The organism is Streptomyces yangpuensis (genome assembly GCF_024666385.1).
Classification (GTDB): domain Bacteria; phylum Actinomycetota; class Actinomycetes; order Streptomycetales; family Streptomycetaceae; genus Streptomyces; species Streptomyces yangpuensis.
In genome coordinates, this window is record NZ_CP102514.1 from 3,585,619 (window position 1) to 3,604,644 (window position 19,026).

Sequence of the window (19,026 nt, forward strand, 5' to 3'; positions counted from 1 at the left end):
CTGCGTTGCTCACTCCCCCACTGTGACACCCGCCACTGACATCGCAAGGTCGGTGGGCCAAGTGCCGGAATGCTTGCGCCGCACCCTAGTTGGGGCGCGCCCGGCCGTCAGGCAGACAAGCTGACGATCACCCGATGGAATGGCTTTGGGTAAAGGTGGATGCGTTCGAACGAGGCCGGATGCAGTCGCACGCGGACACGCCCGCGGGCCCGGGCGCGGAACGTGCGCACCGGGCCCGCGGGTCTGCGGAGCCGCTGCTCAGCGCAGCCCGGCCGCCTTCGCGGCGATGTCCGTACGGTGCTGCGAGCCGTCCAGGCGGATGCGACCGACCGCCGTATACGCCTTCTCGCGTGCCTGCGCCAGATCGGAACCGGTCGCCGTCACCGACAGCACGCGACCACCCGCGCTGACGACGGCGTCGCCCTCGCGCCGGGTGCCGGCGTGCAGCACGTAGGCGTCGGGCGCGTCCTTGGCGGCCACCTCGGCCAGGCCCTCGATCGGGTCCCCGGTGCGGGGGGTGTCGGGGTAGTTGTGGGAGGCGATGACGACCGTGACGGCCGCGTCCTCGTGCCACACCAGCGGCGGTTCGTCGGCCAGGGTGCCCTTGGCGGCGTTCAGCAGCACGCCCGCGAGCGGGGTACGCAGCCGGGCCAGGACCACCTGGGTCTCGGGGTCGCCGAAGCGGGCGTTGAACTCGATGACCCGGGTGCCGCGACCGGTGATCGCGAGGCCGGCGTAGAGCAGCCCCGAGAAGGGGGTGCCGCGGCGGCGCAGCTCGTCGACGGTCGGCTGGAGCACCAGCTCCATGACCTCGTCGACCAGCTTCGGGTCGGCCCAGGGCAGCGGGGAGTAGGCGCCCATGCCGCCCGTGTTGGGGCCCTGGTCGTCGTCCAGGGCGCGCTTGAAGTCCTGCGCCGGCTGGAGCGGGACCACGGTGACGCCGTCGGTGATGGCGAAGAGGGAGACCTCGGGGCCGTCGAGGTACTCCTCGATGACGACGCGGTCGCAGGCGAGCGCGTGCGCGCGGGCCGCCTCCAGGTCCTCGGTGACCACGACGCCCTTGCCGGCCGCCAGACCGTCGTCCTTGACGACGTAGGGGGCGCCGAAGGCGTCGAGGGCCGCGTCCACCTCCTCCGGGGTGGTGCAGACGTAGCTGCGCGCGGTCGGGACCCCGGCCGCCGCCATCACGTCCTTGGCGAAGGCCTTGGAGCCTTCGAGCTGCGCCGCCTCGGCGGACGGGCCGAAGACGGGGATGCCGGCGGCGCGCACGGCGTCGGCGACGCCGGCGACCAGCGGGGCCTCCGGGCCGACGACGACCAGGCCGGCGCCGAGTTCCGTCGCGAGAGCGGCGACGGCTTCGCCGTCGAGGGCGTCGACCGGGCGGAGTTCGGCCACCTCGGCGATGCCGGCGTTGCCGGGAGCACAGTAGAGCGCGGAGACGTCGGGGTCGAGGGACAGAGAGCGGCACAGGGCGTGTTCGCGGGCGCCGCCGCCAATGACGAGGACCTTCACGCCGCTCAGCCTAGCCCGGACGGCGGCGACGGCTTCGTGCGGCCACCCGAATCAGAACGGGCTACTCATTCGTGTACTCCTCCACAACGGTCGCTCCGAGCTCGCGCACGATCAGGTCGTGCCCGGTCAGCGCGCTCTCGACGAGGTCGGGGTCGTCGTCCTCCGCGAAGTCGTCCTCGGGGGCGACGGGCGGGGGTGCCTGCTGTACGGGCGGGGGCGGCGCGGAGGCCGACTGCTGGGGCTGCTGCGGCTGCTGCGACTGGTGGGACGGCTGCTGCGGCTGCTGCTGGGGCGCGGCCGGGCCCTGCGGCGCGGGGGTCTGCGGCGGCGGGGGCGGCGGGCTGTAGGCCGGAGCGGGCGCGGACGGAGCGCCGTAGGACGAGCCGTAGGACGAGCCGGGCGCCGAAGCCGGGACCGGGGAGCCGCCGACGACGGCGTCGATCTTCCAGTTGACCTGGAAGTGCTCGGCCAGGACCGCCTTGAGCACGTCCTCGCTGCCGCTGCTGGCGAAGTTGTCGCGGGCTCCCGCGTTGGGGAAGCCGAGCTGCAGGGTGGTCCCGTCGAAGCCGGTGACCTGGGCGTTCTGGCTGAGCAGGATCCAGGTGAACCGGCGGCGGTTCTTGACGGCCTCCAGGACGCCGGGCCACATCGCCTGCACCTGTCCGGCGCCGGCGGCCATGCCGGGGGAGGGCGCGGGGGCGGCAGCCGGGGCGGCGGGGGCCGGCGCCGGGGTGGCCGGAACCTGCACGGGTGCGGGCGCGCCCTGGCCGGGAGCGGCCGCACTGGGCCAGGCGCCGGGCGCGGGGGCCGCGGCGGCGGGCCGGGCGGCCGGGGCACCGCTGCCCGGCTGCGCGGCACCGGGCCACGCGCCGGGGGCGGGCGCCGCCGGGACGGGCCCGGCGACGGGAGCGGCGGGCACGGCCTGCGGCTGCGCCGGGGGAGCCGCGGCGGGCGCGGGAGCCTGTACGGGGGCCGGTACGGGAGCGGCGGCCGGCGCGGCCGGAGCGGGAGCGGGAGCGGGAGCCTGAGCCGACATCGCGGCGGCAGCGGCGGCCCGCGCGGCGGCGGGCCCCCCGCCCGGACCGGCGGGTGCCATGGCGTGCGCCTCGGGCCCGGGCACGTAGCCCATGGCGGGCGGCCCGGCGGCGAAGGCGGCGGCCCCGCTGCGCTCCAGGCGGTCCAGACGGGCCTGGAAGGACCGCTCGTCGTCGAAGGCGGCGGGGAGCAGCACGCGGGCGCAGATCAGCTCCAGCTGGAGCCGCGGCGAGGTCGCGCCGCGCATCTCGGTGAGCCCGGCGTTGACCAGGTCGGCGGCGCGCGAGAGCTCGGCGGCGCCGAACACCGACGCCTGGGCCTGCATCCGCTCCACGACATCGGCGGGGGCGTCGATCAGCCCCTTCTCCCCGGCGTCGGGCACGGCGGCGAGGATGACCAGGTCGCGCAGCCGCTCCAGCAGGTCGGCGACGAACCGGCGCGGGTCGTTCCCGCCCTCGACGACCCGGTCGACGACCTCGAAGGCGGCCGCGCCGTCGCCTGAGGCGAAGGCGTCGACGACGGAGTCGAGCAGCGAGCCCTCGGTGTAGCCGAGGAGCGAGGTGGCCATGGCATACGTCACACCCTCCTCGCCGGCTCCGGCGAGGAGCTGGTCCATGACGGACATCGAGTCACGCACGGAGCCCGCGCCGGCGCGCACGACGAGCGGCAGCACGCCGTCCTCGACCCGGGCGCCCTCCCGGCCGCAGACCTCGCCCAGGTACTCGCGCAGGGTGCCGGGCGGGACCAGCCGGAAGGGGTAGTGGTGCGTCCGGGACCGGATGGTCCCGATCACTTTCTCCGGCTCGGTGGTGGCGAAGATGAACTTGAGGTGCTCCGGCGGCTCCTCGACCACCTTCAGCAGGGCGTTGAAGCCCGCCGAGGTGACCATGTGGGCCTCGTCGATGATGTAGATCTTGTAGCGGCTGGACGCGGGGCCGAAGAAGGCCTTCTCGCGCAGGTCGCGGGCGTCGTCCACACCACCGTGCGAGGCGGCGTCGATCTCGATGACGTCGATGGACCCCGGCCCGTTCCGGGCGAGGTCGCGGCAGGACTGGCACTCCCCGCAGGGGGTCGGAGTGGGACCCTGCTCACAGTTCAGGCACCGGGCGAGGATGCGCGCGCTGGTGGTCTTTCCACACCCGCGCGGCCCGCTGAACAGGTACGCGTGATTGACCCGGTTGTTCCGCAGGGCCTGCATCAGGGGTGCAGTGACATGCTCCTGACCGATGACCTCGGCGAACGACTCGGGGCGGTAGCGGCGGTACAGCGCAAGGGACGACACGTCTACGAGGTTATCCGGGCCCACCGACAACAGCGGCCCACGAACGCCACCGGCTCCGGAACACGGGGGCCGGGAACACGAGGGCCGGCCCGGCCCTGGAACGCAAAGGGCCCCCCACGCACCCGCCAGAGCCCACTTACCCTTGCTGCCTTCCGGCCCTGGGGGAGTTGGGTGAGATAGCGCCACGTGAGGGGCTGGGCCCCACCCTAGCGGATCCGCAGCCCCGGAATCGACCCCGCCCCCCGCTCCGACCCCCGCCGGATCCCCGGCGAACGATCACGTTCGCGAGCACCCCTCCACGTCTTGTATTGTTTGCGGCGGAGGATTCGCCTAGAGGCCTAGGGCGCACGCTTGGAAAGCGTGTTGGGGGCAACCCCTCACGAGTTCGAATCTCGTATCCTCCGCAGCCGCCTGAACAGGCGAACCGAAGGCCCCGACCGCTCCAGCGGCCGGGGCCTTCGGCATGTTGCGTTTCCATGCGTCGAATTGCCGGCCTCACCGCCGTCGTCGCCGGTACACCGGCCGCGCGTCCCGCCCCGCGCGCAGCCACGGCCGTGTGCGCATCGCACCGGCCGGCTGCGTCGTCCACGGCCAGGAGCCGGGCCCTCGGAGGACCGGCGCCAGCGCGGCACCCGAAGCATGGCCGTCCGCACCTCGTAGGGCCCGGCCGCCGCCGACATGGAGGCCTTGACTGCCCGGCTGCTGACCGCCCCACCCACCTCTCTGGCACCCGGGCCGGAGCAGCCTTGCGGCAGGAAGTGCAGCTTGCGCGATATATTTGAGCCCACAGTTGATATCCCGGAGGTGCACATGAGTCGGACCGTCATCGATCTGGACGACGAGCTGGTCGCCGACGTGGCGAAAGCCCTCGGAACGAGCACCAAGAAGGAGACTGTCAACACCGCCCTGCGCGAGGTGCTGGAGAACCGGCGCCGCGCCCTGGCGCTCACCCGGCTCCGTGCCGCGGCCGACGAAGGCGCTTTCGACCTGGAGCTCTTCGAGAACAAGAGGAACTACCGGCGGTGAACGCGGCGCAGTTCCTGATCGACACCAGCGCGCTCGCGCGCTTCATGCGCAGGGATGCGGAGCAGTACGGCTGGGACCAGGCGGCAGCCGCCGGTCTCATCGCCACCTGTCCCATCACCGAGCTGGAGTTCTTCTACAGCGCCCGGTCCACAGCCGACCGGGCGCGCGGCATCGAGGACATGCGGCTGATCTTCGGCTGGGTTTCCGTCGACGACCGCGCCTACGACCGCGCCTGGCAGGTCCAGGACGCCCTCACCAGGCAGGGGAAGCACCGAAGTGCCGGCGCCGTCGACCTCGTCGTCGCCGCGACAGCCGAACTCCAGGGGCTCACCCTCCTTCATCGCGACCACGACTTCGAGTGCATCGCGGCCGTGACTGGCCAGCCCCTCCAGTGGTACGGCCCGGAACACGGCAAGTAACCCGCCAGTGGTTGACCGGGATCGAGGAGCTCGGAAGCCCGCTCGGCCCGCTCTCGGCCCGCTGAGCCCGAACTCCCGGCTAGCCGGCGTAGGCGTCGAGGGCCGGGAAGCAGATCGCGTTGTCCGCGCTGCAGATGTCGTGGTCACCGGGCGTGAGGACCCCGACGGTGCGCTCGTACGTCAGGAGGCTCAGCGTCCGGCCGGAGGCGAAGACGGCCGTGGCGTCGTGGACCGGGCCCATGTCCGGGCCGGGGGCGGCGCCTGCCCTTCCCTGGTAGCCGTACGGGCCGTGGCCGCCGTCCACGACGGCGAAGAAAACCGTACGGGCGGCCGTCGTACCGCCGGTGGTCACCAGCCGGACCCCGATCCGCGCCCAGGACGCGGGCAGGGCCTTGCAGCTCGTCCGCGCCCGGGCCTCGCGGACCACGGCCAGGCAGTAGCTCCGCTCGTCCGGCATCCAGGCGAGCTGTCCCGTGCCCGAGGGACCGCGGTTGATCACGATCACGGCGTCGTCGCCGGGCACGGCCGCACCGGCTTCCTGCCGGGCGGCCGCCAGGAGCGGCTGGTCGGCGGCCGTGACCACGCCGTCCCCGACCGGCACGGCGGGCCCGGAGCCGGACGGCGGCGCGGGCGACGACGGCGACGCCGAGGCAGAGGGGGAGGACGGCGACGCCGAGGGAGAGGGCGGGGACGGCGAGAGCGGCGGCTTCAGCGAAGGGGCGGACGTGGGCACGGGCGCGGCCTTCGGCAGCGCCCCAGGTGACATCGGCGGCGCCGGGGGCATCGCGCACGAGGCCGTCGCCAGCACCGCCAGCCCGCATCCCGCCATCGCCATCGCCATCACGACCGCCGTACGTCCCATCGGACCCGCCCCCCGCACGCTCGAACTCACGTATCAGGGGCGAAGTCTGCCCGGTCGTACGCCGCCACGGCCCCGGCGGGCCCCGGTGGAGGCCGCGCGGACCGCGCGGCCCTCGGGCGGGATCAGCCGAAGGACGGCATCTCACCGACCGTCGTCGTCAGGTCGATCACCGCGAACGCGGCGCCCTGCGGGTCCGAAACCGCCGCGAACCGGCCGAACGGGCTGTCCATCGGGCCGAAGTACAGCTTCCCTCCGTGCTTCTGCGTCTTCGACACCGCCTCGTCGCAGTCCGGGACCGCGAAGTAGACCTGGACGTATGGCGGCACCTCCGGCGGGAAGTCGTCGCCCATCTTCATCCGCCCCAGCACCGGCTGCCCCGGGTCGCCGACGCTGAAGACCATGAAGTCCATGTCGGCCGCCTCCGGGTCGTCGCCCGGGTCCATCCGCTCGGCGCCGTACGGGAAGACCTTCGTCAGGAAGGCGTCCGGCTTGGCCGGCTCCCGGGTGAAGACCTCCGCCCAGGCGTAGGAGCCGGCCTCGCCCATCTTCTCGAAGCCCTTGTGCTCGCCCGGCTGCCAGACGCCGAAGACGGCACCGCTCGGCTCCTTCGCGATGAGCATCGTGCCGAAGGCGCCGACCTGCATCGGGCCCATCAGGACCTCGCCGCCGTTCGCGGTCACCTTCCCGGCCGTGGCCGCCGCGTCGGGCGAGGCGAAGTACAGACACCACTGCGAGGGAGCGTCGACCCCGGGCATCGGCGGCACGACGGCCGCGACGGCCTTGCCGTCGGAGTAGGCCTGCGTGTAGTTGCCGTACTCGCTGCTGGACTCACCGAAGGTCCAGCCCAGCACGTCGCCGTAGAAGGTCTTGGCGGCCTCCACGTCCCGGAACATCGCGTCCACCCAGCACGGCGCGCCTTCGGGGAACTCAAGCATGATCGATCGACTCCTCGGCTCGTTCGTCGCTGCCGTCGTACTCACGCTAGGCGCGCGGTGTGCCGACCGCGCGGGGAGCGCGCCCGCGCGGGAGGCTGGAGCCATGGACAAGGACATCACCATCCGGCTGGCGCAGCAGCCCGAGGCCGACGCGCTGCTCGGCCGGAGCCCGCTCGCCGCGCTCGTCGGAATGCTGCTGGACCAGCAGGTGCCGATGGAGTGGGCGTTCTCGGGGCCCTGGACGATCGCGCAGCGGCTGGGCTCCGACGATCTGGACGCGCACGTCATCGCCGCGTACGACCCGGAGGCCTTCGCCGCGCTGCTCTCCGAGAAGCCCGCCGTGCACCGGTACCCGGGGTCGATGGCGACGCGGATCCAGCAGCTGTGCGCGTACCTGGTGGAGCACTACGACGGGAACGCCGAGGCCGTCTGGTCCGGTGCGCCGACCGGGCGGGACCTGCTGGGGCGGCTCAAGGCGCTGCCGGGCTTCGGGGAACAGAAGGCGCAGATCTTCCTCGCCCTGCTCGGCAAGCGGTTCGGGGTGCGGCCGCCGGGCTGGCGGGAGGCCGCGGGCGGCTACGGCCAGGCGAACGTCTACCGCTCGGCGGCCGACATCACCGGTCCCGAGTCGCTGGCCAAGGTGCGGGCGCACAAGCAGGAGATGAAGGCCGCCGCCAAGGCCGCCCAAGCCACCAAGTCCACCAAGACCGCCAAGACCGCGAAGGGATGAAGGTGTGAGGGGGTGAGGGGGTGAATTGACCGGCGGTACTGGGCCCCGATTGACCCCTGATCCCGGTCGATCGGGTTCGTAGGCTGAGGGACATGACAGAGATCGCGACCCGCGCCGCCACCGCCGAAGCCATCCAGGACGCCCCCGGCAGCCTCATCACCCTGCTGACCGACACCGCCGAGCTCACCTGCAACACGGCCGCCTTCGAGGTGGGCGCGGCGGGCGCCCCGGTGCACTTCCACACCCGGGCCACGGAGTTCTTCCACGTCACCGAGGGCCGGCTCGACGTCCTTGTCGGCGACGAGATCCAGACCCTGGACGCCGGCGACTTCATCGCGGTCCCGCCGGGCGTCAAGCACGCCTTCGCCCCCGCCGCCGGCCACACGGCGAGCGTCTTCGTCGGCTTCACCCCCGGCATGGGCCGCTTCGACTACTACCGCCTCCTCGGCCGGGTCCACGCGGGCGAGGCCACCGTGCAGGACATCAAGGACAGCTCGGCGACCTACGACAACCACTACGCCGAGAGCCCCGCCTGGAGCGGCCGCCGCCGCAGCGCGGAGCCGTAGACCACGTCCGCGTCGAGGCGGCGCAGTTCCTCCGCGATCAGTTCGGCGCCGCTGCGGATCTTCAGGGCCACCCTGCGGTCGGGGCTCCCCGGCAGGGTCAGGGTGGCCAGCGCGCCCGCGGGCCGGTCCACCCGGACCTCCCCGCCGGTGGTGCGCAGTACCACCGCGGTGATGACCGGGCCGTCGGTCGCGACGCGGTCCACCGGGACCCCGAGCCGGTCCTCCAGCCAGCGCGCCAGCAGCTCGGCGCTCGCGTTGTCGGGCTCGCTCTCCACCGCCGCGCCGGTCACCGCGAGCGGCGTCTGGTCCAGGGCCGCGGCCAGCAGGGCCCGCCAGGGCGTGAGCCGGGTCCAGGCCAGGTCGGTGTCGCCGGGCTGGTAGCCGGCGGCCCGCTCCTCCAGCACGCCCACCGGGTCGAAGGCGGCGGCCGCGTCGGTGATCCGCCGCTGCGCGAGCGCGCCCAGCGGGTCCCGCGCCAGGTCGGCGGGGGCGGCGGCCGGCCACCAGGCCACCACCGGCGCGTCCGGCACCAGCAGGGGCAGGACGACCGACCCGGCCTGTTCGGTCAGCGCCCCGTGCAGGCGCAGCAGTACGAGCTCCCCGGCTCCGGCGTCGGACCCGACCCGCAGCTCGGCGTCCACCCGGCTCGCGCGGAGCTTGTGCGGGCCGCGCGACACCCGCTTGATGACGACGATGATGCGGCAGGGATGCTCGCGCGAGGCCTCGGTGGCCGCGCGTACGGCGTCGTAGGCGTTCTCCTCGTCGGTGACGACGACGAGCGTCAGCACCAGCCCCATGGTGGGGCTGCCTATCGCCCGGCGTGCTGCGAGCAGGGCCCGGTTGACCTTGCTGGACGTGGTGTCGGTGAGTTCGGTCCGCATGCCCCGAGTCTGTCACCGCGTCACCTGCGCCTGCGCGCCGTCCCGAAGACGGAGCGCGAGATCTCCCGGCCCAGCTGCGTACCGATGGACCGGGCCAGCGAGCGGAACAGTCCGCTGCCCACCACCTGCTCGACCAGCGAGGGGTCCTCCTTCGGGGCGCCGCGTCCCGTGCCCCTGGCGGCTGCCTTCGAGGCCTGCTTCCCGGCCTCCGCCTCCGCCGCGGCCGCCTCCGCCCGGGCCTCCGCGGCGGCCTGCTCGGCGCTGATCCTCTCGTACGCCGACTCACGGTCGACCGGCTCCGCGTAGCGCGACCAGAGCGGCGAGGACTTCACCGCCCGGTCCAGGTCCGCCGCCGGTAGGGGCCCCATCAGCGACTGCGGGGCCCGCAGCCGGGTCGCGGCGACCGGGGTGGGGGCGCCGTTCTCGCTGAGCACGGTGACGACGGCCTCGCCGGTCCCCAGTGCGGTGAGCAGCTCCTCCAGGTCGTAGGCGGAGTGCGGGAAGGTCTTCACGGTCGCCTTCAGCGCCTTGGCGTCGTCGGGGGTGAAGGCGCGCAGGGCGTGCTGCACGCGGTTGCCGAGCTGGGCGAGCACGTCGGCGGGCACGTCCTTGGGGGTCTGCGTCACGAAGAAGACGCCGACGCCCTTGGAGCGGATCAGCCGGACGGTCTGGGTGACCGACTCCAGGAAGGCCTTCGAGGCCCCGCTGAAGAGCAGGTGGGCCTCGTCGAAGAAGAAGACGAGCTTGGGCCGGTCCAGGTCGCCGACCTCCGGCAGGTCGGTGTAGAGGTCGGCCAGCAGCCACATCAGGAAGGTGGAGAAGAGCTGCGGCTTGTCCTGGACCGCCGGGAGTTCGAGTACGGAGACCACTCCGCGGCCGTCGGCGGTCGTGCGCAGCAGCTCGCTCGTGTCGAACTCGGGCTCGCCGAAGAACTCCGTGGCCCCCTGCGCCTCGAACGCGGTCAGCGCCCGCAGGATCACCCCTGCGGTCACCGTGGACAGTCCGCCGATGCCCTTGAGCTCGGCCTTCCCCTCGTCGGAGACGAGGAAGGCGACGACCGCGCGCAGGTCCTTGAGGTCGATCAGCTCCAGGCCCTTGGTGTCGGCGTAGTGGAAGATCAGGCCGAGGGACTGCTCCTGCGTCCGGTTGAGCTGGAGCACCTTCGACAGCAGCACCGGGCCGAAGGCGGTGACGGTGGACCGGACCGGGATGCCGGGGCCGATCCCGCCCAGCGAGTAGAACTCGCCCGGGCATCCGGTGGGCTGCCAGCTCTGGGCCACGTCCCGGGCCCGCTGGTCGGTCCGCTCACCGGGCACCCCGGGCGCGGTGATCCCCGAGACGTCGCCCTTGATGTCCGCGAGGAAGACGGGGACGCCGCCCGCCGACAGCTGCTCGGCGATGAGCTGGAGCGTCTTGGTCTTGCCGGTGCCGGTGGCGCCGGCGACCAGCCCGTGCCGGTTGAGCATGGCCAGGGGGATGCGGATCTGACGGTCGGGCAGGCACGCCCCGTCCCAGAGGAGGGCTCCCAGGTCGAGCGCGGGTCCGGTGAAGGCGTACCCGGCGGCGATCCGCCCGGCCGGGCCCGCCGCGTCCACCGGGCCCGCCGCGTCCACCGCGTCCACCGCGTCCGCCCTGTCAGTCACGCCCGCCTTGTCCGCCTTGCCCGTCCCGGCGGCGGTGGCATCGGTGCTCTCGCTCATGGATCACTCCCCAAATAGCACTGTCCGTCACTTTTGCACCACCCTTGCGAGGCTGCGCCCGCAGGCACGGGCCCGGTAGGCTTTCCGTGTGATCTTCAAGCGCATCGGAAGCGGGCGGCCGTACCCCGACCACGGCAGGGAAACCACCCGGCAGTGGGCGGACGTCGCGCCGCGCCCGGTCCGGCTCGACCAGCTCGTGACGACCAAGGGCCAGCTGGACCTCGAAACGCTGCTCGCCGAGGACTCGACGTTCTACGGCGACCTGTTCGCCCACGTCGTGAAGTGGCAGGGCGACCTCTACCTGGAGGACGGGCTGCACCGCGCCGTGCGCGCGGCCCTGCAGCAGCGTCAGGTGCTGCACGCCCGCGTCCTCGAGATGGACTGACGCTTCGCGTAGATTGCGCCTTTCGGGTCACCATTGACCTATCAGCAGATCATTTAGTAGGCATCGCCACCGGGTCGCACTACGCTGCGCCCATGAGCATGCTCACTCCCCCCGGCATGGGCGGAAAGTACCGCGTCACGGGGACCGCCTACCCCCGCATGAGCCGTAAGCGGAGCCGACGACGGATCGTCCTCGGCGTGCTCGGCTCGGTCCTCGCGCTTGCCCTGGTCGGCTACGGGGCACTGCAGCTCATCGACGTGTTCCAGGGCGATGGCCCGAAACGGAACACGGCTGCCGGCGCCAAGGACTGCCCGACGAAATCTCCCGAGGCCGCTGCCAAGAAGGGCGCCCCCGCGGCCGCCTCGGCGGCGTCCGCACCCGCCCGACCCGCGGTCGTGCTCCCCCAGCCCGGCACGATCACGGTCAACGTCTACAACGCGACCCCGCGCGCGGGCCTGGCCAAGGCCGTCGGCGACGAACTCGCCAAACGCGGATTCGTCATCGGCAGCGTCGGCAACGCCCCGGCCGACTTCGACAAGAAGGTCCCCGGGACCGGGATACTGCTGGGCTCCCCCGCGACCGACAAGGCCGTCTACGCGGTGCTCGGCACTCAGCTCCCCGGCACCACCCAGCAGACCGACGCCCGTGAGACCGCGGACGTCGACCTGATCCTGGGCGACGCCTTCAAGGAGCTCAGCACGAAGGAGGACGCGGACAAGGCCCTGGCCCTCCTGGCCAACCCCGTGCCCGCGCCCGCCAAGAACTGCTGAGCCCCCGTACGGCGCCTGCGGCGGCCCCGTCGGGCCGCCGCGGCGGCCCGACGGCTGCTCCGCGGCGCCCGGGGACTACTCCGCCGAGCCGTACATCCGGTCGCCGGCGTCGCCCAGGCCCGGCACGATGTAGCCGTGCTCGTTGAGCCGCTCGTCCACCGCGGCCGTCACGACCGTCACCGGCGTGCCCGCAAGGTCGCGCTCCATGACCTCGACGCCCTCGGGCGCCGCCAGCAGCACCACGGCCGTGACGTCGTCGGCGCCGCGCTTGATCAGCTCCTGGATCGCCGCGACGAGCGTGCCGCCGGTGGCGAGCATCGGGTCCACGACGTAGACCTGGCGTCCGGAGAGGTCCTCCGGCATACGGGTCGCGTACGTGGAGGCCTCCAGGGTCTCCTCGTTGCGGACCATGCCCATGAAGCCCACCTCGGCGGTCGGCAGCAGCCGCACCATGCCGTCGAGCATGCCGAGGCCGGCCCGCAGGATCGGGACGATCAGCGGCCGGGGGGCCGAGAGCTTCACACCGGTGGTCGGGGCCACCGGGGTCTCGATGTCGGCCTGCTCGGTGCGCACGTCGCGGGTGGCCTCGTACGCGAGCAGGGTCACCAGCTCGTCCGCGAGACGCCGGAACGTCGCGGAGTCGGTGCGCTTGTCGCGCAGGGTGGTGAGTTTGTGCGCCACCAAGGGGTGATCGACGACCTGCAAACGCACAACATCCTCCAAAACTCAGCGTGCGACCAGCAAAAACGGCCGCTCGACGCGACCTGCACCCAAAAGGCTACGCGCTGACGCGCCCCCCTCGCGTCCCCAGCGCCGGCCACGCCCGCGGCGGCCTGCGGATGCGGCCCGCGCGGACGCCCAGCACGCTGGACTGATGAGCAGCAACGCACCGGTGATCGCAGCCGTCGACGGGTCCGAGCACAGCCTGGTGGCCCTCCAGTGGGCGCGGGGTGCCGCCCTGCGGCACGGTGCGGAACTCCTCATCGCCCATGTACTGCCCGACCACGCCCAGTTGTACGCGGGCCGCCGGGCGTCACTGCACGACGCCCGGCAGCCCGACGAGTTCGCCGACCCCGTGGGCGACTGGGTCCGCGGCGTGCTGGGCGCCGGCTCCGCGCTGCCCGAAGGGGTCCGGTACGAGTCGCTGGAGGGCTCCGTCCCCGAGGCACTGCGCGTGATCGGATCCGGCGCCCTGATGCTGGTGATGGGCTCTCGGGGGCGCGGCGGCTTCGCCAGCCTGCTGCTCGGATCGAGCAGCAGGGCGGTGGCGTCGACCGCCCCGTGCCCGGTGGTGGTGGTCCCGCACGCCGAGCGCCACGCCGCCGCGGCCAACGCCACGACCGCCCCCGAGCCGTCCGCCGGACGCGTGGTGCTCGGTCTGCACGCCGCCGAGACCCCCGACGACGTGCTGTCCTTCGCCTTCGCGGAAGCGGCCGTGCGGGGGACCACCGTCCAGGTGGTCTCCGCGTACACCGTCCCGCCCGCGCCGGCCCTCGTGATCGACCGGCCCTTCGAGGTGATCCCGCCCGAGGGGCTCGCCGACGAGGGCGACGCCGTACCGGCCGAGCGGGAGATGCTCCGGTCCCAGACCGAGCGGCTGGCGCCGCTGCGCACCCGCTACCCGGACGTCCCCGTGGAGCAGGCCGCGGTCCCCGGCGACGCGGCGGGACGGCTCGTCGACGCCTCCCGTTCGGCGGCCCTGGTGGTGGTCGGCCGCCACCACCCGCGGCGCACCGCCATGTCCCTGCAGATCGGCTCCGTGGCCCACGCCGTACTGCACCACGCGCACGGCCCGGTGGCCATCGTCCCGACCCTCAAGGACGACGTCTGACCTGCACAGGGGTGGCATCAAACGCCCTGTCCGGGGGAAGGTGGATGCAGGGGGAAACGACCGACCAGCCCAGGGTGGTGGCCGATGCCCGACACGCAGCCGAGCGACGACACTCCGGAGACGGCGGCGCAGCGCCGAGCACGCCGCGCACAGTTCCTGCGTGACCTGATGGAGGCCCGCGCGCTGCGCGATCGCGTACAGCCCCGCCGCGCGCGTGCGGCCCGTATGCGCCAGCAGATGCGCATGCGCACGTTCCGCTGGTGATACGGGAGCCGCGCGGCGCGACACGAGCGGCCCGTCGGGCAACCGGCGCGGCCCCCGGCACCCCGGAACGCCCCGGCGCCGCAACACCGCACCGGCCCCGGCGGGGGACGGCGCGGCACGACGCAAGCGCGGAAGACCTCTCGCAACGCCGCCGTTTCTGCCACGATGCCGATTGGGCGGGGCAGGGCGGCGAGTAGCACGGCCGCTTTCGTCCCATCCTCCGGCCGGGGGGACCTCCAACCGGCACGCCTAAGACCAGTGGGAGAGTCACGGTGTATTTCGCCGCACTGCTCGCGCGCACCGAAGACGGGTGGGAAGCGAGCGACATGGAACTCGACGACGTCGAGTCCCTCAGTGATCTGATCGATCTCGCCCGTTCCGCCGCTGTCGACGACGACACGGTGGTCGCCCTCATCGAGCAGGAGGACGCCTGGTTCGGCGTCGTCCGCGTGGACGGCGAGGAGGACCCGCGGTACTTCGTCTCGAACGCCGCCGCGGCCGCCCGCAGCTCCTACGGCTCGATGCTGACCAAAGAGCTGCTGGGCAGCGACGAGGAGGACGACGAACTCGACGAGCTGGACCTGGACGGCACCGAGGACGGCGAGGAGGAATCCATCGCCGCGTTCACGGACGAGGACGCCGACGAGGACGGGGAGCGCGGGGCCGGCTCGGAGCCGGTACCGGCCGGCCCGCTCGGCGACCCCCGGCTGCTGGACGACCTCGGCGTGACCAACAAGCAACTGATGACCCTGGACGGGGACGCCCTCACGGAGATCGCCGAGTCCCTCGGCGCCACCGAGGTCCTGGAGGCCGTCCGCTAGTGCTCACCGCGAACACCACCGATCCCGTGGATCCCGTGCGGGACCCGTGGCTGGGCTCCATGCGCCTGGCGCTCCAGGAGGCCGCCCGGGCGGTGCCGGCCGGCGATGTGCCGGTCGGCGCCGTCGTGCTGGGCCCGGACGGCGAAATCCTCGCCACCGGTTACAACGAACGCGAGGCGAGCGGCGACCCCACGGCGCACGCCGAGGTCCTGGCGCTGCGCAGGGCCGCCGCCGCACTCGGGGAATGGCGGCTCCCGGGATGCACCCTCGTGGTCACCCTGGAGCCGTGTGTCATGTGCGCGGGCGCGCTCGTGCAGGCACGGATCGCCCGGGTCGTCTACGGCGCGGACGACGAGAAGGCCGGCGCCGCCGGGTCGCTGTGGGACCTCGTACGGGACCGCAGGCTCAACCACCGGCCGGAAGTGGTGCGCGGGGTGCTCGGCGAGGAGTGCGCACGGCAGCTGACGGACTTCTTCCGCGACCTGTGAGCCGGGGTCGGCGCACCGATTTCAGCGGATGGGGTTCCTTAGGCTAGGATCCATCTCGGTAGTGTGTCCGAGTGGCCGAAGGAGCTCGCCTCGAAAGCGAGTATGGGGCAACCCATCGGGGGTTCAAATCCCTCCACTACCGCTTCGATCGAGAGCCCCGCCCCGCAAGGGTCGGGGCTCTCGGCGTTTCCGACTGACATGCGGGGGCGCTGCGGACCGGATTTCGGGTGGGCTTCCGACCGGCTTTCGGGGCCGCTCCCGATCGGCCCTCCGGAGGACAGCGGCGTGACCGCCCGCCCCCTCGGCCGTTGTCACGGCATGACCAAGACCCAGCGCATCCTCGCCGCCTTCGCCCTCGCGGGGGCCGCCGCGGGCCTCGCCGCACCCGCCGCCTCCGCGGACACGGCCCCGATCTCCCCGCTGACCCTCCCGGACGTGCCGATCCCGTCGCCCGGGACGCCCGCGGGGGTCCAGCCCGCCTCCGTCCAGGAGGTCGTGGGGAAGGTCGGCGACGGCGCGAACGGGCTCAACGCGCTGACGGACCTGCCCAACCAGCTGGCCCCCGTGATCGCCCCCGTACAGCCCCTCACCGACCTGGCCGGCGCCATCCAGTAGCCGCCGCTCCGCGGGCGCACACGAAGCGCGCGCCGAGGAGCGCACCGAAGGCGGGCACGAAGGGCGCGCACGAAGGGCGCGCACGAAGAAGGCCCCGACCGGGGCCGGGGCCTTCGACGCGTTTGCGGGGGAAGCGGCATCGGGGGACAAGCCACTTCCCCCGACGAGGACGGACCTGCCGGCCCGGCCGCAGTTCAGGGGGAAGCTCGCGGCCGGACCCCGCAGTGAGGCCCTGTCCCCCACCCACCGGTTTCCTGCCAGAACCGGTGGGCTCACATCCATCCTGCGTCCGCCCCGGCCGGCGACCGACCGGCAAAGGACCCGGAGCACCGGGTCATTGGTCCTTAAAGGACAGGTGAGTGCCCAAACCCGACCGGTTAGACTCACCCGACTTGCAAGGACCGGTTGGGGAGGCCGCCCGCACGTGGACACCAAGAAGCTCATCACCGGTGCCCTCACCGTATTCGCCCTCTTCGTGATCATCACCCAGCCGAAGCGAGCCGCCGAGATCGTGGAAATAGGCTTCCAGGGGATATCGGATGCCGCCTCCGGCATCGGCGAGTTCATAACCGAACTGGTGCGCTGACCCGTACGCCGAAGCGGTTCCCGGACTTCCGGCCCCCCACTCGACGGGTGGGGGGCTTTTGCGTACCCACTGCCGGGCATAATGCCCGGATATGCCCAACTTGCCGTCAACACGGCGATATACGGTGCTTGCACACAGTGCACATCTCTTGTGATGCTATGACCGCTTTTAACGGATGAGTTGACTGAAGGGGTGGCGTGACCGTGCCGGCCAGTACTGCGCCTCAAGTGCCACCCCAGCAGGACCCCCAGGTACCGCCCCAGCAGGAGCCCCGCACCGGTAGCCGCCAGGGGCAGCCGCCGGAGGAGCCTCCGGCGGCTGCCCCTCCGGCGATCTCCCCGGCCGTCCCACCGGCCCCGCCGGCGGCCGTCCCCCCGGCAGCTTCACCGGCAACCCCTTCGACAGCCTCCCCGACGGCCTCTCCGGCAGCCCCCCGGCCCGCGGGCCGCGGCGCGGACACCCGGGCCCTCACCCAGGTCCTGTTCGGCCAGCTGAAGGGCCTCCAGCCGGGCAGCAGCGAGCACGCCCGGGTGCGCGGGGCCCTGATCGAGGCGAACCTCCCGCTGGTCCGCTACGCGGCCGCCCGCTTCCGCAGCCGCAACGAGCCGATGGAGGACGTGGTCCAGGTCGGCACGATCGGCCTGATCAACGCCATCGACCGGTTCGACCCGGACCGCGGCGTGCAGTTCCCGACCTTCGCGATGCCGACGGTCGTGGGCGAGATCAAGCGGTACTTCCGCGACAACGTCCGCACCGTCCACGTGCCGCGCCGGCTCCACGAGTTGTGGGTGCAGGTCAACGCCGCCACCGAGGACCTCACCACCCTGCACGGCCGCACCCCGACCACCGCCGAGATCGCCGAGCGACTGCGCATCACCGAGGACGAGGTGCTGTCCTGCATCGAGGCCGGGCGCAGCTATCACGCGACCTCGCTGGAGGCCGCGCAGGAGGGCGACGGCATGCCCGGGCTGCTGGACCGGCTCGGCTACGAGGATCCCGAACTGGCCGGGGTCGAGCACCGCGACCTCGTGCGGCATCTCCTCGTGCAGCTGCCCGAGCGTGAACAAAGGATCCTGCTGCTGCGGTACTACAACAATCTGACGCAGTCACAGATCAGTGCCGAGCTCGGGGTCTCCCAGATGCACGTCTCGCGACTGCTGGCGCGCAGCTTCGCCCGACTGAGATCCGCAAACAGGATCGAGGCGTAACCGTAACGGGCGTAGATCATTCGCCTTTTTCCCGACAGAACGGGCTGATCACGCTCTGCCCCCTTCTGTCGTCGGAACTATATGTCGACATGGCGCTACAGCGTGTTGCCGACATGTGACATTCTGCGTGAACCGCGTTTGCCGCGGCCCCGCCTCCGGTATTCAGGTGGAAGCTGCGTTCCTCTGACGGGCGCGCCGTACGCGACCGTCCGCGACCTCAAGGGGGTGGCATGTCCGTAGACCAGGGCAGCTCCAAGGTGCTCACGCTCGTAAAGCCCGTGACGCCGCCGGCTGTTTCCGAACGCTCGGAAGCCATCGACACCCGAACCCTCTCCCGCTCGCTCTTCCAGCGACTCTCCACCCTGGACGCGGACAGCCCCGAACGGGTGTACGTGCGCGACACCCTGATCGAGCTGAACCTGCCCCTCGTGCGGTACGCCGCAGCCCGCTTCCGCAGCCGCAACGAGCCGATGGAGGACATCGTCCAGGTCGGCACCATCGGTCTGATCAAGGCGATCGACCGGTTCGACTGCGAACGCGGCGTGGAGTTCCCGACGTTCGCGATGCCGACCGTCGTGGGCGAGATCAAACGATTCTTTAGGGACACCTCCTGGTCCGTGCGCGTCCCGCGCCGGCTCCAGGAGCTGCGCCTGGCGCTCACCAAGGCCAGCGACGAGCTCGCCCAGAAGCTGGACCGCTCGCCGACCGTCCCGGAACTCGCCGCCGTGCTGGGCGTGTCGGAGGAGGACGTCGTCGACGGCCTCGCCGTCGGGAACGCCTACACGGCCTCCTCGCTCGACTCGCCCTCCCCCGAGGACGAGGGCGGCGAGGGCTCGCTCGCGGACCGCCTCGGCTACGAGGACACCGCGCTCGAAGGCGTCGAGTACCGCGAGTCCCTGAAGCCGCTGCTCGCCAAACTCCCGCCCCGGGAGCGGCAGATCATCATGCTGCGGTTCTTCGCGAACATGACGCAGTCGCAGATCGGCGAGGAGGTCGGCATCTCCCAGATGCACGTATCCCGGCTGCTGACGCGCACGCTCGCGCAGCTGCGCGTGGGCCTCATCGGGGACTGACACGAGGGGCGGGCGGTCCGGTATCCGGGCCGCCCGG

Annotated in this window: 21 protein-coding genes, 2 tRNA genes and 1 other RNA gene; 16 read left to right on the forward strand and 8 right to left on the reverse strand. The window is 72.5% G+C overall.

The features are described from left to right. Positions 1-258: 258 nt before the first annotated feature. The 3 genes from purD to ffs form a co-directional block, all read right to left on the reverse strand. A complete protein-coding gene (purD, locus tag NRK68_RS16300; protein ID WP_183066300.1) occupies positions 259-1,512 on the reverse strand; it encodes a phosphoribosylamine--glycine ligase in 1,254 nt (417 codons plus the stop codon). Positions 1,513-1,573: 61 nt separating this feature from the next. Beyond that, the gene (locus NRK68_RS16305; RefSeq protein WP_257856089.1) at positions 1,574-3,829 is read right to left on the reverse strand and encodes a DNA polymerase III subunit gamma and tau; all 2,256 of its coding nucleotides are present in this window, start codon (positions 3,827-3,829) and stop codon (positions 1,574-1,576) included. 103 nt (positions 3,830-3,932) lie between these two features. Next, positions 3,933-4,027, reverse strand: an RNA gene (ffs, locus tag NRK68_RS16310) — signal recognition particle sRNA small type. 121 nt (positions 4,028-4,148) lie between these two features. On the opposite strand from ffs, the gene NRK68_RS16315 reads away from it, so the two are divergent. The 3 genes from NRK68_RS16315 (at position 4,149) to NRK68_RS16325 (ending at position 5,274) form a co-directional block, all read left to right on the forward strand. After that, positions 4,149-4,233 (forward strand) — tRNA-Ser (locus NRK68_RS16315). Between the two features lie 406 nt (positions 4,234-4,639). Continuing rightward, positions 4,640-4,855: a type II toxin-antitoxin system VapB family antitoxin gene (locus NRK68_RS16320; protein WP_183066302.1), complete on the forward strand. Its 216-nt coding sequence runs from the start codon at positions 4,640-4,642 to the stop codon at positions 4,853-4,855. Further along, positions 4,852-5,274 (forward strand): PIN domain nuclease, encoded by a 423-nt coding sequence (locus tag NRK68_RS16325; RefSeq protein ID WP_183066303.1) that lies wholly within the window; start codon positions 4,852-4,854, stop codon positions 5,272-5,274. Before NRK68_RS16320 ends, NRK68_RS16325 begins: the two co-directional genes overlap by 4 nt. Before the next feature lie 79 nt (positions 5,275-5,353). Here NRK68_RS16325 and NRK68_RS16330 read toward each other — a convergent pair whose 3' ends face one another. Then, positions 5,354-6,136, reverse strand: a complete 783-nt coding sequence (locus NRK68_RS16330; protein WP_257856090.1) for a hypothetical protein — start codon at positions 6,134-6,136, stop codon at positions 5,354-5,356. A gap of 122 nt (positions 6,137-6,258) precedes the next feature. Then, a complete protein-coding gene (locus NRK68_RS16335; RefSeq protein WP_257856091.1) occupies positions 6,259-7,071 on the reverse strand; it encodes a VOC family protein in 813 nt (270 codons plus the stop codon). A 103-nt stretch (positions 7,072-7,174) separates the two neighbouring features. On the opposite strand from NRK68_RS16335, the gene NRK68_RS16340 reads away from it, so the two are divergent. Both NRK68_RS16340 and NRK68_RS16345 read left to right on the forward strand, forming a co-directional pair. Beyond that, positions 7,175-7,801, forward strand: a complete 627-nt coding sequence (locus NRK68_RS16340; protein WP_257857868.1) for an HhH-GPD-type base excision DNA repair protein — start codon at positions 7,175-7,177, stop codon at positions 7,799-7,801. Between the two features lie 92 nt (positions 7,802-7,893). Then, positions 7,894-8,367, forward strand: a complete 474-nt coding sequence (locus NRK68_RS16345; protein WP_183066307.1) for a cupin domain-containing protein — start codon at positions 7,894-7,896, stop codon at positions 8,365-8,367. Here NRK68_RS16345 and opcA read toward each other — a convergent pair. Together opcA and NRK68_RS16355 are read right to left on the reverse strand one after the other, a co-directional pair. Continuing rightward, complete coding sequence (gene opcA / locus NRK68_RS16350; RefSeq protein ID WP_183066308.1) at positions 8,316-9,248, reverse strand: glucose-6-phosphate dehydrogenase assembly protein OpcA; 933 nt, start codon at positions 9,246-9,248, stop codon at positions 8,316-8,318. The two genes, NRK68_RS16345 and opcA, sit on opposite strands and share 52 nt — an antisense overlap. Positions 9,249-9,268: 20 nt before the next feature. Beyond that, entirely contained in the window at positions 9,269-10,948 is a 1,680-nt protein-coding gene (locus NRK68_RS16355; RefSeq protein WP_257856092.1) for a helicase HerA-like domain-containing protein, read from the reverse strand. Positions 10,949-11,036: 88 nt separating this feature from the next. Between NRK68_RS16355 and NRK68_RS16360 the strand changes: the two genes are divergently transcribed. Continuing rightward, positions 11,037-11,333: a type II toxin-antitoxin system VapB family antitoxin gene (locus NRK68_RS16360; RefSeq protein ID WP_008740979.1), complete on the forward strand. Its 297-nt coding sequence runs from the start codon at positions 11,037-11,039 to the stop codon at positions 11,331-11,333. Between the two features lie 92 nt (positions 11,334-11,425). Next, positions 11,426-12,103, forward strand: coding sequence for a LytR C-terminal domain-containing protein (locus NRK68_RS16365; RefSeq protein ID WP_257856093.1), 678 nt, complete (start codon positions 11,426-11,428; stop codon positions 12,101-12,103). Between the two features lie 75 nt (positions 12,104-12,178). Here the strand turns inward: NRK68_RS16365 and upp are convergent, their stop codons facing one another. Next, positions 12,179-12,814 (reverse strand): uracil phosphoribosyltransferase, encoded by a 636-nt coding sequence (upp, locus tag NRK68_RS16370; RefSeq protein ID WP_030647077.1) that lies wholly within the window; start codon positions 12,812-12,814, stop codon positions 12,179-12,181. A 163-nt stretch (positions 12,815-12,977) separates the two neighbouring features. Between upp and NRK68_RS16375 the strand changes: the two genes are divergently transcribed. The 9 genes from NRK68_RS16375 (at position 12,978) to NRK68_RS16415 (ending at position 18,989) form a co-directional block, all read left to right on the forward strand. Next, positions 12,978-13,934 carry a universal stress protein gene (locus NRK68_RS16375; RefSeq protein ID WP_257856094.1) on the forward strand — a complete coding sequence of 319 codons (957 nt, stop codon included), beginning with the start codon at positions 12,978-12,980 and terminating at the stop codon, positions 13,932-13,934. Between the two features lie 84 nt (positions 13,935-14,018). Further along, positions 14,019-14,198: a hypothetical protein gene (locus tag NRK68_RS16380; protein WP_030647083.1), complete on the forward strand. Its 180-nt coding sequence runs from the start codon at positions 14,019-14,021 to the stop codon at positions 14,196-14,198. A 272-nt stretch (positions 14,199-14,470) separates the two neighbouring features. Continuing rightward, positions 14,471-15,019: a tRNA adenosine deaminase-associated protein gene (locus tag NRK68_RS16385; protein ID WP_030957005.1), complete on the forward strand. Its 549-nt coding sequence runs from the start codon at positions 14,471-14,473 to the stop codon at positions 15,017-15,019. A 59-nt stretch (positions 15,020-15,078) separates the two neighbouring features. Next, complete coding sequence (gene tadA / locus NRK68_RS16390) at positions 15,079-15,507, forward strand: tRNA adenosine(34) deaminase TadA (RefSeq protein ID WP_257857869.1); 429 nt, start codon at positions 15,079-15,081, stop codon at positions 15,505-15,507. A 57-nt stretch (positions 15,508-15,564) separates the two neighbouring features. Further along, positions 15,565-15,649 (forward strand) — tRNA-Ser (locus tag NRK68_RS16395). A gap of 143 nt (positions 15,650-15,792) precedes the next feature. Continuing rightward, positions 15,793-16,122: a hypothetical protein gene (locus NRK68_RS16400; RefSeq protein ID WP_136230385.1), complete on the forward strand. Its 330-nt coding sequence runs from the start codon at positions 15,793-15,795 to the stop codon at positions 16,120-16,122. 424 nt (positions 16,123-16,546) lie between these two features. After that, entirely contained in the window at positions 16,547-16,708 is a 162-nt protein-coding gene (locus NRK68_RS16405) for a hypothetical protein (RefSeq protein ID WP_167344740.1), read from the forward strand. A 332-nt stretch (positions 16,709-17,040) separates the two neighbouring features. Then, positions 17,041-17,916, forward strand: a complete 876-nt coding sequence (locus NRK68_RS16410) for an RNA polymerase sigma factor SigF (RefSeq protein WP_373024464.1) — start codon at positions 17,041-17,043, stop codon at positions 17,914-17,916. 230 nt (positions 17,917-18,146) lie between these two features. After that, entirely contained in the window at positions 18,147-18,989 is an 843-nt protein-coding gene (locus NRK68_RS16415) for an RNA polymerase sigma factor SigF (RefSeq protein ID WP_183066311.1), read from the forward strand. Positions 18,990-19,026: the final 37 nt, after the last annotated feature.